The sequence below is a fragment of the Methanoregula sp. genome, assembly GCF_002835825.1.
Classification (GTDB): domain Archaea; phylum Halobacteriota; class Methanomicrobia; order Methanomicrobiales; family Methanospirillaceae; genus Methanoregula.
On the sequence record NZ_PIZH01000032.1, the window covers coordinates 1 to 10,851 of the forward strand.

General features: G+C 56.6%; 20 protein-coding genes. 19 read left to right on the forward strand and 1 reads right to left on the reverse strand.

Annotation, left to right across the window (positions count from 1 at the left end):
• The coding region (locus CW742_RS02240; protein WP_292415993.1) for a F420-dependent methylenetetrahydromethanopterin dehydrogenase at positions 1 to 129 on the reverse strand (129 nt) is incomplete at its 3' end.
• Between the two features lie 716 nt (positions 130 to 845).
• Here CW742_RS02240 and CW742_RS02245 point away from each other — a divergent pair.
• From CW742_RS02245 to CW742_RS02335, 19 genes are all read left to right on the forward strand, one after another.
• A complete protein-coding gene (locus CW742_RS02245) occupies positions 846 to 1,250 on the forward strand; it encodes a Tfx family DNA-binding protein (RefSeq protein WP_292415958.1) in 405 nt (134 codons plus the stop codon).
• Positions 1,251 to 1,897: 647 nt separating this feature from the next.
• Positions 1,898 to 2,911: a 50S ribosomal protein L3 gene (locus tag CW742_RS02250; protein WP_292415960.1), complete on the forward strand. Its 1,014-nt coding sequence runs from the start codon at positions 1,898 to 1,900 to the stop codon at positions 2,909 to 2,911.
• 6 nt (positions 2,912 to 2,917) lie between these two features.
• Positions 2,918 to 3,664: a 50S ribosomal protein L4 gene (rpl4p, locus tag CW742_RS02255; RefSeq protein ID WP_292415962.1), complete on the forward strand. Its 747-nt coding sequence runs from the start codon at positions 2,918 to 2,920 to the stop codon at positions 3,662 to 3,664.
• Complete coding sequence (locus tag CW742_RS02260) at positions 3,665 to 3,913, forward strand: 50S ribosomal protein L23 (protein WP_292415964.1); 249 nt, start codon at positions 3,665 to 3,667, stop codon at positions 3,911 to 3,913.
• Between the two features lie 10 nt (positions 3,914 to 3,923).
• Entirely contained in the window at positions 3,924 to 4,640 is a 717-nt protein-coding gene (locus CW742_RS02265) for a 50S ribosomal protein L2 (protein ID WP_292415966.1), read from the forward strand.
• 7 nt (positions 4,641 to 4,647) lie between these two features.
• Positions 4,648 to 5,067, forward strand: coding sequence for a 30S ribosomal protein S19 (locus tag CW742_RS02270; RefSeq protein ID WP_015286605.1), 420 nt, complete (start codon positions 4,648 to 4,650; stop codon positions 5,065 to 5,067).
• Positions 5,068 to 5,072: 5 nt separating this feature from the next.
• Positions 5,073 to 5,537 carry a 50S ribosomal protein L22 gene (locus CW742_RS02275; protein ID WP_292415970.1) on the forward strand — a complete coding sequence of 155 codons (465 nt, stop codon included), beginning with the start codon at positions 5,073 to 5,075 and terminating at the stop codon, positions 5,535 to 5,537.
• Positions 5,537 to 6,232, forward strand: coding sequence for a 30S ribosomal protein S3 (locus tag CW742_RS02280; RefSeq protein ID WP_292415972.1), 696 nt, complete (start codon positions 5,537 to 5,539; stop codon positions 6,230 to 6,232). The genes CW742_RS02275 and CW742_RS02280 overlap by 1 nt, the downstream gene beginning before the upstream one ends.
• Positions 6,232 to 6,435 (forward strand): 50S ribosomal protein L29, encoded by a 204-nt coding sequence (gene rpmC, locus CW742_RS02285; RefSeq protein WP_292415974.1) that lies wholly within the window; start codon positions 6,232 to 6,234, stop codon positions 6,433 to 6,435. Before CW742_RS02280 ends, rpmC begins: the two co-directional genes overlap by 1 nt.
• Complete coding sequence (locus tag CW742_RS02290; protein WP_292415976.1) at positions 6,432 to 6,716, forward strand: ribonuclease P protein subunit; 285 nt, start codon at positions 6,432 to 6,434, stop codon at positions 6,714 to 6,716. Before rpmC ends, CW742_RS02290 begins: the two co-directional genes overlap by 4 nt.
• Positions 6,716 to 7,042: a 30S ribosomal protein S17 gene (locus CW742_RS02295; protein ID WP_292415978.1), complete on the forward strand. Its 327-nt coding sequence runs from the start codon at positions 6,716 to 6,718 to the stop codon at positions 7,040 to 7,042. Before CW742_RS02290 ends, CW742_RS02295 begins: the two co-directional genes overlap by 1 nt.
• On the forward strand, positions 7,039 to 7,437 hold the full coding sequence (locus CW742_RS02300; RefSeq protein WP_015286599.1) for a 50S ribosomal protein L14: 399 nt from the start codon (positions 7,039 to 7,041) through the stop codon (positions 7,435 to 7,437). Before CW742_RS02295 ends, CW742_RS02300 begins: the two co-directional genes overlap by 4 nt.
• Before the next feature lie 10 nt (positions 7,438 to 7,447).
• A complete protein-coding gene (gene rplX / locus CW742_RS02305; RefSeq protein ID WP_292415980.1) occupies positions 7,448 to 7,810 on the forward strand; it encodes a 50S ribosomal protein L24 in 363 nt (120 codons plus the stop codon).
• 3 nt (positions 7,811 to 7,813) lie between these two features.
• Complete coding sequence (locus CW742_RS02310) at positions 7,814 to 8,539, forward strand: 30S ribosomal protein S4e (protein WP_292415981.1); 726 nt, start codon at positions 7,814 to 7,816, stop codon at positions 8,537 to 8,539.
• The gene (locus CW742_RS02315) at positions 8,536 to 9,042 is read left to right on the forward strand and encodes a 50S ribosomal protein L5 (RefSeq protein WP_292415983.1); all 507 of its coding nucleotides are present in this window, start codon (positions 8,536 to 8,538) and stop codon (positions 9,040 to 9,042) included. The genes CW742_RS02310 and CW742_RS02315 overlap by 4 nt, the downstream gene beginning before the upstream one ends.
• Positions 9,042 to 9,197, forward strand: a complete 156-nt coding sequence (locus CW742_RS02320; protein WP_292415985.1) for a 30S ribosomal protein S14 — start codon at positions 9,042 to 9,044, stop codon at positions 9,195 to 9,197. The genes CW742_RS02315 and CW742_RS02320 overlap by 1 nt, the downstream gene beginning before the upstream one ends.
• Before the next feature lie 13 nt (positions 9,198 to 9,210).
• Positions 9,211 to 9,603 (forward strand): 30S ribosomal protein S8, encoded by a 393-nt coding sequence (locus CW742_RS02325; RefSeq protein WP_292415987.1) that lies wholly within the window; start codon positions 9,211 to 9,213, stop codon positions 9,601 to 9,603.
• A 10-nt stretch (positions 9,604 to 9,613) separates the two neighbouring features.
• Complete coding sequence (locus tag CW742_RS02330; RefSeq protein WP_292415989.1) at positions 9,614 to 10,138, forward strand: 50S ribosomal protein L6; 525 nt, start codon at positions 9,614 to 9,616, stop codon at positions 10,136 to 10,138.
• Positions 10,139 to 10,143: 5 nt separating this feature from the next.
• The coding region (locus CW742_RS02335; protein WP_292415991.1) for a 50S ribosomal protein L32e at positions 10,144 to 10,851 on the forward strand (708 nt) is incomplete at its 3' end.

The window sequence follows — 10,851 nt, forward strand, 5'->3', positions numbered from 1 at the left end:
GAGTTTCGTTCCGCTGGTCGACATGAATGTCTGCATATCTTCACGGTCTGCTCTCTCGTCGAGAAGGAGCTCTGCCATTACACCACTTGCAATGTTGCCGAGTTTGGCAACGCCTAATTTAACAACCATGTATTTTCACCTCGAAAATGTTATAGCACGTAGTTATGACAAGGGATTCTTATAAACATTTTGAAATGTCCTCTCTCGTCGGAAAACAAGGAATCCGGGGTTCACCTGCGCAGGGATTGTTGCCGGAGCAGGGAATGGATTTCGCCTGCCCCCAAGGGGCCGGAGCCCGGATCGGCGCCCGGATTTCCGGATCCGGGTGCAGCAAACCGGAGTCTGCCCTCAAGCTGGATGGGGAATTATTGCTCTGAATTTCAGCGCGGTTGCCGGACCTGTTGTTCCAGCAGGTTTTTTTTGCGATTCCGGGTGGGGGATTTCAACCTGTGTCCCTGAAGACCTTGTTGTACCCATGCGACCCCCCACACGGCGCCTTCACTGAAAACACTCAAAACTCCCTCGTAAATGTAGACATTGTGAGGAGTATTTTTAGTACGTCGAGCGGGGGGTCGCATGGGTACAAACGGGATCCCGGCCAATACTGCCCGTAAAAAAATGAACGATTTCCGGTGATAATCTTCCATATGGGCCGGGTCTGGCGGGATCATGTTGTACCCTTGTGACCCCCCTAAACCTCCTGCGCGACCGTTTGATTTGCGGACATGCAGATGCCTGAACTGTTGTACTGGGGGGAACTCCACCGGCATGAAGCCTTGTGGGTTCCCCCGAATCCGGGGAAAGTTAACGAAAAGTGTTTAAGTTCCGGTTGTGAAGGTGTTACTATGAAGGACGGACTGCTTACCGAACGCCAGATGGAGGTACTGCGGTACCGCAAGCAGGGGCTGACTCAGCAGCAGATCGCTGACATCATCTCAACGTCGAAGGCCAATGTCTGTACGATCGAGAAGAGTGCGATGGAGAATATCCGCCGCGCAAAGGAGACGCTTGAATTCCTTTACACGCTCGATGCAACGCATCTCTGCACCATCCCGTCCGGCACCGATCTTTTCAATGTCCCTGCAATCATTTTCGGGGAGGCCGAGAAGATCAATATCAAGGTAAAATATGATACCATCTCCCTGATCAACCGGCTGCGTGAGTCACGGGCACAGGCATGCAAGGCCCGGGTGGTCTGTGAAGATATCATCGTTTACATAACTGACCAGGGAGAGTTATATTTCGGATAACGCCGGGCGACACGTCCGTCACTGAATTTCCCTGCTCTCCTGAAATGCTGGCATATATTTATATGCTATTTTCTACAATAATTATGGAAGCCGATAGGAGGTTATCCTCTCCAGATAAGCATATCCCCCCGACGGGGGCATGCCCGTTCTGGGAACGGCGGGACCATACATCCGGACACTGGAGTGAGGGTCCTGCCGTGGGAAAACCTTGATTGGTGGATCCCCGTGTAACAACGGGGTTATCCCGAGAAGGAGTTGTGATTCGTCACAACAGGCTGACAGAGTGGGTCTGATCAGGCGCATGGGCGAACGTTCGTGCAACGAGCCCCTTCTTCGTGAGGTCGTACGACCAAACGAAGATGCGCCATTGTCAGGATCTTCTTTCGCGAGACAGGAATGCTGGTGCACACCGGCAGAGCAGTGGGACATATCCCCTGCGCAAATCCGATACGGGTGAAATTCGTCCGCAGTCAGCAGTGCAGCGTATCCAAAAAGGATCCCCTGCACCGCCTGAACTGCCCCGTCGTTTTCTCCCGTCGCGTGTTGGCATCCGGAACCTGCAAAGGTTTTGGAAAAGTCTCGGATGAATCTCTCAAACGTGTCGCAATGAGAACAACCTACACGCAAAAGTCAGGATGGATTAATACATGCCAAAAATCAACAGACCACGCCGTGGCTCTCTTGCATTCAGCCCGAGAAAGCGCGCAAAGAGCCACATCCCGAAATACCAGTCGTGGCCCTCAGTCGAGGGAGCACCGATCCTCCAGGGATTTGCCGGATATAAAGTGGGTATGACGCACGTTGTCATGGTGGACGACCACAAGAGCAGCCCGACCGAGGGCAAAGAAATTATGGTCCCCGTCACCGTCATCGAAGTCCCCGCAATGAAAGTAGCAGCGATCCGCGCCTACAGCAAGGATACCTACGGCAAACACGCGTTCACCGAACTCTGGGCAGAACAGCTCGATGGCGTCCTTGGGCGCCGTATCAACCTGCCCAAGGAATACGACCGGGATGCAGCCATAAAGAAATTCTCGGATGCCGTTGCCGCGGGCACGGTTGCCGAGATCTATGCACTTGCCTACACCCAGCCGGCAGCAATGTCCGGTGTACCGAAGAAAGTCCCCGACCTCATGGAGATCAAGGTCGGCGGTGCAGACATCAAGAAGCTCTTCGAGTTTGCCCGGGGACTCCTCGGAAAGGAAGTCGGGTTAAGCAACGTCATCCAGACCGGTGCCTATGCAGACATTACGGCAATCACCACCGGTAAGGGCACCCAGGGCGCAGTCAAGCGCTGGGGTGTTGCACTGCGCAAGCGCAAGCACGCGGTCGGCGGCAAGAAGCGCCATGTCGGTACCCTTGGACCCTGGAACCCCCACCACATCCGCTGGGAAGTCCCGCAGATCGGTCAGCTGGGGTACCAGCAGCGTACCGAGTTCAACAAGCGTATCCTCAAGGTCAGCGAGAACGCAAGCGAGATTACGCCTGCCGGTGGATTCCTCCACTACGGTGTGCTCAAGAACCCGTACGTGCTCGTCAAGGGATCCATTCCCGGACCGGTCAAGCGGCTGATCCGTATCAGGCCCGCAATCCGCCAGGGAGAACATGTCGTCAGGATGCCGACAATCCAGTTCGTGAGCGTCCAGAGCAAGCAGGGATGATCAGAGATGAAAGCACAGGTTAAGTCAATTGATGGCGGTGTCGCAAAGGACATCGAACTCCCGGCAATCTTCTCCGAGGATTACCGCCCCGATCTGATCAAGAAAGCAGTCATGGCGCTCCAGAGCACCCGCAGGCAGCCCCACGGGACATACCCGTATGCAGGCATCTGCTCGTCAGCAGTCGGCTGGGGAAGCGGTCGCGGCTCATCCCACGTCCCCCGTATCAGGAACGGATCCCGCGCAGCAAAGGTCCCTCAGGCAAAGGGTGGTCGTGAGGCACACCCGCCGAAGGTTGAGAAGGTTTTGATCAAGGAGATCAACCAGAAAGAGAAACAGAAGGCCTTCCGGTCAGCGGTAGCTGCAAGCATCAGCGCCGAGCTCCTCAGGAGCAGGGGACATGTCTTCGAAGGCGCTGTCCCGGTAGTATTCGAGGACAAGTTCGAGACCCTCGCACAGACCAAGGATGTCATCTCCGCCCTGACCGCAATCGGTGTCTACAATGACATTGAGCGGGCAAAGGACAGCAGGAAAGTCAAGGCAGGGAGAGGCAAGATGCGTGGCCGCCGGTTCAAGCAGAGGAAGAGCCTCCTGATTGTCACCGCAGACACACCACTGACAGCAGCCCGGAACCTCTCTGGTGTCGACGTTGTCACGGTCGACCAGCTGAATGTCGAGCACCTCGCTCCCGGCATGCAGGCAGGACGCCTGACGGTCTGGACCGAAGCTGCACTGATCCGCCTGGAGGGAAGGTAAATGACCCTCAAGTACCCGTTTGTTACGGAAAAGGCGATGGTTCTCCTCGAGAACCAGAGCAAGCTCCAGTTCCTTGTCACCCGCGAGGCGACAAAGGACGACGTCAAGCGAGAGATCGAGAAGTCCTTCGGCCAGAAAGTCAAGAGCGTCAGGACGCTCATGAACACCCACGGCCAGAAGAAGGCAATCGTGAGCTTTGAGAACGAGAAGGCCGCCGAGGAGATCCTCAGCCGGCTCGGTATAATGTAAGGTGGGAAACATGGGACATCGAATCACCACACAAGCCCGCGGAAGGGGAGGCCCGACATACCGTGCACCATCCCACCGTTACAAGGCTGAACTGAAGCACATCGGTGACGACACGCAGAAGATCACCGGCACGGTCATTGACATAGAGCACGACCCGGCACGGAATGCACCGATCGCCCTCGTAAAGCTCGATGACGGAAAGAAGGTCTACATGCTCGTTACCGAAGGCCTGGGCCTCGGGGACGTCGTTACCTGGGCCGCAACCGGTGAAATCCGGAACGGTAACACGCTCACGCTCGGGAACATCCCGACCGGTACCTACATCTGCAACATTGAAGCCCGCCCGAATGATGGCGGCAAATTTGTCCGCTCCTCGGGAGTACAGGCAGTCGTTGTCGACAAGGCAGAAGACCGCGTCGGCATCCGGATGCCCAGCGGCAAGACGAAATGGTTCAACGCACGCTGCCGTGCAACCATCGGAATTGTAGCCGGTGGCGGCCGTGTCGAGAAGCCGTTCGTCAAAGCAGGCAACAAGTACCACAAGATGCACAACACCGCAGCCAACTGGCCCCGCGTCCGTGGTGTCGCAATGAACGTCATCGATCACCCGTTCGGTGGCGGTGGACACCAGCACCCCGGTCGTCCGAAGACTATTGCACGCGGGACATCTCCCGGAAGAACTGTCGGACACATTGCAGCACGCAGGACAGGTAAGAGCAGGAAGTGATGGGTAAATGGCAGCACCAAAGAAGACTCAGAAAAGAATGCCAAGACGGCGTGAGGAGTTCACCTATCGCGGCTACAAGATCGACGAGCTCAAGGCGATGGGGATATCAGAACTCCTCCCCCTGATGCCCGCCCGTCCGCGCCGCAAGATTACCCGCGGTTTCTCCCGCGGTGAAGAAACGCTCCTCGCGAAGATCCGCGATGGCGACGAGAAGATCCGGACTCACCTCCGTGAAATGATCGTCATGCCCGAGATGATCGGCAAGACCATCGAGATCTACAATGGCAAGGAGTTTGTCAAGGTAGAGTTCCAGCCGGAGTCGGTTTTCCGCTACATCGGGGAATTCGCCCTGACAAGAAAGAGGGTTACTCACGGAAGCGCCGGTATCGGTGCAACCAGAGGCAGCAAGTATGTTCCGCTGAAGTGATGGTCATGGCACGCATTGATTACTCCAATAAAACCAAGGGCGACACGGTTGCGCGGGCCAAGGCCAACGAGCTGAACATGTCTCCCAAGCACTCGATCGAGATTGCCGGGTTCATCCGGAACAAGAAGGTCAACGACGCGATCGCGTACCTGAACGATGTTGTCAAGCTGAAGAAGGCGGTGCCGTTCCGGTACTTCAACCGGAATGTTGCGCACAAGCGCGGTCTCCCCGGCAACTGGGATGCAGGACGCTACCCCGTCAAGGCTTCGAAGGAATATATCCGGCTCCTTGAGTCGGTCAAGAAGAATGCCGAATATATTGGTCTTGATGCAGAAAACCTCGAGATCATCCACGCCTCCGCAAACCGCGGTCGCGCACAGAAAGCATTCTTCCCCCGCGCAATGGGACGTGCGACACCCAAGGTCCGCGAGTCCGTAAACCTCGAGATCATCGTCCGCGAGGTGGCATAATGGCAGTAGAGAGAAAATTCATCGCTGAGGGTGTCAGGAAAGCCCGCGTCGAGAAGTACCTGTCCAAGGAACTGAAACGCGCAGGGTATGGCGGTATGGATATTGCCCGCACCCCCCTTGGGACACAGGTCACGATCTTTGCCGAGAAACCCGGTATCGTCATCGGTAAGGGTGGCAAGCTGGTCCACCAGCTCACCCAGGACCTTGCCCAGAACTACGGTGTCGAATCCCCGCAGATCGAGGTCCAGCAGGTCAACAACCCCAGCTTCAACGCCCAGATCATGGCGGAAAGGCTGGCCAATGCCCTCGAACGCGGCTGGTACTTCCGGAAGGCCGGAACCAGCATCCTGCGCAGGGTCATGGACTCGGGTGCACTCGGATGCGAAGTCGTTATTGCCGGCAAACTCACCGGTGCCCGTGCTCGTACCCAGAAGTTCACCGAAGGGTACATCAAGCACTGCGGCGAGCCGAGCAACACGATTGTTGAGAAGGGCTACGCAGTGGCCGTCAAGAAACTCGGTGTCATCGGCGTCCAGGTCAAGCTGGTCCCGGCCGGCGCGAAACTGCCCGACCACTTCTCCATTATCGAACAGGAGAAGAAGCGACCCGCCCAGAATGCCAGTGTAACTCCGGTCAGCGATGCTGACACGGAAGAGCCAGCGCTTCCCGATGAGGAATTCGCGGAGGAACAGTAATGGCATTATTCAGGGCCAAGGACGTGAAGCAGTTCTCTGACGTGGAACTGCAGGAAAACATGGGCAAGCTCCGGATGGAGCTCGTCCAGCACTACGGCAAGGTCAGTGCCGGTGGTGCGACCGAGAATCCCGGTCACATCCGCGAACTCCGGCGCACCATTGCCCGTATGATGACCGAGCAGAACCGCAGGAGAACTGCATGATCTCTCCCCAGAATGTCCTCCGTCATGAACTGATCGGGCTGGACATTCTGGTATCAGGAGCTGCAAATCCAGACCAGAGAGGACTTTCCGGTCGCGTCATCGATGAGACAAGGAACCTGCTCGTGATCGAGACTCCAAAAGGGGTCCGCCGCATCCAAAAGGCGCATAGCACCTTTGTTGTGCGCCTTCCCGGCAGGGAAACTGTTGAGATAGACGGGTCCGTGATGGTTCTGGCTCCTGAGAAGAGGATCAACCTGCACGAAAAGAAGAGGATACCATAATGGCACTTAACATTGGATTGGACGTCCAGGCACCCCAGCAGGAGTGCAAGGACGTTAATTGTCCGTTTCACGGCACTTTACCGGTGCGCGGCCAGGTGATCACCGGTAAAGTCGTGAGCGACCGCATGATGGGGACGGTCGTAGTTGCACGGAACTACATGCACTACGTCCGCAAATACAAGCGGTATGAAAAGAGAAGCTCGAAGATCCATGCCCACAGCCCTGCCTGTATCGGGGCAAAGGCTGGTGACATGGTGAAGATTGCCGAATGCCGCCCGCTCTCGAAGAGTACGACATTCGTCGTTGTGGAGGTGCAGAAGCCATGAAGGCAAAGCAGTCCAAGACGCCGAGGTCGCTTGCGACCGGGACGAGGCTTGCATGCGCCGACAACACCGGCGCGAGGACAGTCCAGATCATCTCTGTCTTCGGTTACCACGGTGTCAGGCGCCGCCAGCCCAAGCTGGGTCTTGGCGATCTCTGTACCGCCAGTGTCCAGAAAGGCACACCCGACATGCGCCGGAAACTGGTGCGTGCGGTCGTTATCCGCGCAAAGAAGGAGATGCGCAGGCCCAGCGGCTTACGGGTTTCATTCGATGACAACGCTGTCGTAGTCGTTGATGAGAAGAACGAGCCGAAGGGGACCGAGATCAAGGGACCGGTAGCCCGCGAAGTTGCGGAGCGCTTCCCGAAGCTCGGCTCCATGGCAACAATCATTGTCTGAGGTGTGCACGATGGCAAGAATTGCAAGCGAACAGCCAAGAAAACAGAGGAAGGCACGCTACACAGCACCCTCCCACGTGAGGACCAAGTTCCTCAATGCACCCCTTTCAGACGCACTGAAAGAGCAGTACAAGAAGAAGACGCTGCGCGTCGTCAAGGGCGACACCGTCAAGGTGACCCGCGGTGACTTTGCCGGAAGCGAAGGCGTTGTTGACGGAGTGGACACGGCAAAATCAAAGATCATTGTCCACGGCGTTTCATCAACAAAGGCAGACGGGACCGAAGTGCCCCGCGCAATCGACCCCTCCAACGTCCAGCTGACCAAGCTCAAGCTTGACGACAAGCGCCGCGTTGCAAAACTCGGGGAGGCCTAAACCATGTCAGATCACCTGAAGCGACTCAACGCACCGGAATCCTGGCACATTGCCAAGAAGGCCAACACGTTCATCACCAAGACCGCACCCGGTCCGCACAATGCGAACGCGATGCCGATTGCCGTCTGGCTCCGTGACCACATGAAGCTCGCACGGAACATGAAAGAGGTCAAGCAGATCCTCGGCCAGAAGGATGCCATTGTCAACGGGCGACCCTGCCGCGACCCCAAGATGGGCGTCGGCATCTTCGATATCATCGCCCTGCCGAAGATCAACAAGTATTACCGTATCCTGCGCGACAGGAACGGCCGGCATGTATCGGTCGAGATCGATGCAGAAGCAGCCAAGACCCGCCTGTGCAAGGTGAAAAACAAGACAACGATTACCGGCGGCAAGGTCCAGCTGAACCTCCGCGATGGTGCGAACATCCTTGCGGATAACACCTATAAGTCCGGGGACTCCGTTGTGGTCTCGCTTGAGTCCGAGACGCGGTTCAAGATTGTTGACCACTTCCCCTTCGTTGTCGGGAACATGGCAATGATTATCGGCGGCAAGCATTCCGGTAACGTTGCACGGATCGTTGACATCATCAAGATGCCCGGCTCTGTCCCGAACAAGATCATCCTCCAGGATGAGCAGACCGGGACGAAGTTCGACACGATTGCTCCCTACATCTACATGGTGGGTAAACAGACCCCCGCGATAGCGAAATGGGGGCATGAAGAATGACCGCGATGCGCGATATCTACATCGACAAGGTTGTCGTCCACATGGGTGTCGGCGAGGCCGGCGATAAGCTCGTGAAAGCCGAGAACATCATGAAGGCCATCACGAAGCAGACCCCGATCCGGAGCATTGCCAAGAAGACCCAGCCGGCCTTCTCTGTCAGGAAAGGCATGCCTATCGGCTGCAAGGTCACCCTCCGTGGTCAGCCCGCAAGGGATTTTATCGCAACGGCACTTACCATCGTCCAGAAGACGATCTTTGAGAGCCAGTTCGACAAGAGCGGGAACTTCTCATTCGGTATCGAGGAGCACACGGATTTCCCCGGACAGTCCTATGACCCGCAGATCGGTATCTACGGTATGGACGTCAACGTCGTGCTCGAACGCAGAGGCATACGGATCACCCGCAGGCGCAAGGAGCAGAAGAAACTCCCGGCAAAGCAGCGTGTCAGCAAGCAGGATGCGATCACGTTCCTCAAGGAAAAATACCAGGCAGAGGTGCGCTAATGGCTGGAGAAAGGAAGAAGATCTACGGTCGCGGTGCAAACGAATGCAAGATGTGCGGCCGCAAGCAGGGACTGGTACGCAGGTACCATATCATGTTCTGCAGGCAGTGCTTCCGTGAGTGGGCCCAGAAGATGGGCTTCAAGAAGATGAGCTGAGGAGTGAGCAAAAATGACACGAACGAATACCATTGCAGACGGAATGTGTGCCCTGAAGAATGCAGGCGACACCGGAAAAGCAGTCTGCACTATTGAACCCGCAAGCAAGCTCCTCGGCGCGATGCTCCGCATTATGCAGGACGCCGGGTATATCGGCGGCTTCGAGTTTGTCGAGGATGGCAGGGGCGGACAGCTCAAAGTCACCCTCAACGGCAGGATCAACCGCTGCGGTGCCATCACCCCGCGGTTCTCCGTCCAGCTGGACGAGATGGAATACTGGGAGAAACAGTATCTCCCCGGCAAGAACTTCGGTCTCCTGATGCTTTCGACCTCCCGTGGCGTAATGTCCCACGAGCAGGCCCGGAAAGAGGGCATCGGCGGCGAACTGCTCGGGTACGTGTACTAGAGGTGTGACGATGACAGCAGTACGTAAGGTAAAAATTCCCGACGGCGTCAAGGCACAGCTCGAAGGTACCCGGCTTAAGATCGAAGGTCCCAAGGGACAACTGGTACGGAATGTCCGTTTCCCCCAGGTCACGATAACCTGTGACGGAAAGGAAGTCACCATCTCCACGGAATCCAAAAGAAAAGAGATCACTTCGATGGTAGGCACCCTTGAGGCGCACACCAAGAACATGATCCGCGGTGTCAGCGAGGGCTTCGAGTACCGGATGAAAGTGGTGTACAGCCACTTCCCCATTCAGCTCAAGGTCCAGGGTAACAAGCTTGAGATCGCAAACTTCCTTGGTGAGAAGAAAGCCCGCTCCGCACGGATTGAGACTGGTGTGACGGCCAAAGTCGCAAACGACGAAGTTGTCCTTACCGGCATTGACCGCGAACTGGTTGGAAATTCGGCAGCGAACATTGAGCATGCCTGCCACATCCGCAACCGCGATCCGCGTGTGTTCCAGGATGGCATTTACATGGTCCAGAGGGGTTGAAGTCAATGGCAACAGAAGTCAAGCGACTGATCAAGGTGCGCGTTGAGAAGGGTGCACGCTTCAAACGCGACGGATACGGCAAGAAACGCCAGCTCTCCGACTCATGGAGAAAGCCCCGCGGCCAGCACAACAAGCAGAGGGAGCAGAAGAAGGCAAAAGGCGCAATGCCCAAGCCGGGATTCGGAAGCCCTGTGGCCGTACGCGGCATGCACCCGAGCGGATTCTTCGAGGTACTGGTCTCCACGGCAAAGGAACTCGAAGGACTCGATCCCAAGACCCAGGCAGTCAGGATCTCTGCAACTGTCGGCGACAAAAAGCGTGTTGCCCTTCAGGATGCAGCACTTGCAGCCGGTCTTAAAGTGCTCAACGCCCGGACGGTAAAGGCCAAGGCAAAGAAGGCACCGGCCAAGACAGAAGAGAAGAAGCCTGCGGCCTCCAAGACAAAGGCTCCGGCAAAGAAGGAAGCAAAGTCGGAGAAGCCGGCACCGAAGGCAGAAGAGAAGAAGGCACCTGCAAAGAAAGCAGCAGTAAAGCCCAAGGCCGAAGAGAAGGCAGCACCGGCAAAGAAGCCGGCTGCAAAGCCCAAGGCAGAAAAACCGGCCGGGGCAAAGCCCGAGAAGAAGGCACCTGCCAAGAAGCCTGCAAAGTCCGGGGTGAAGAAGAAGACGGAACGTTGCCAACCAGAAACGCGGTCCAGCTCAGATCCTGAAGTG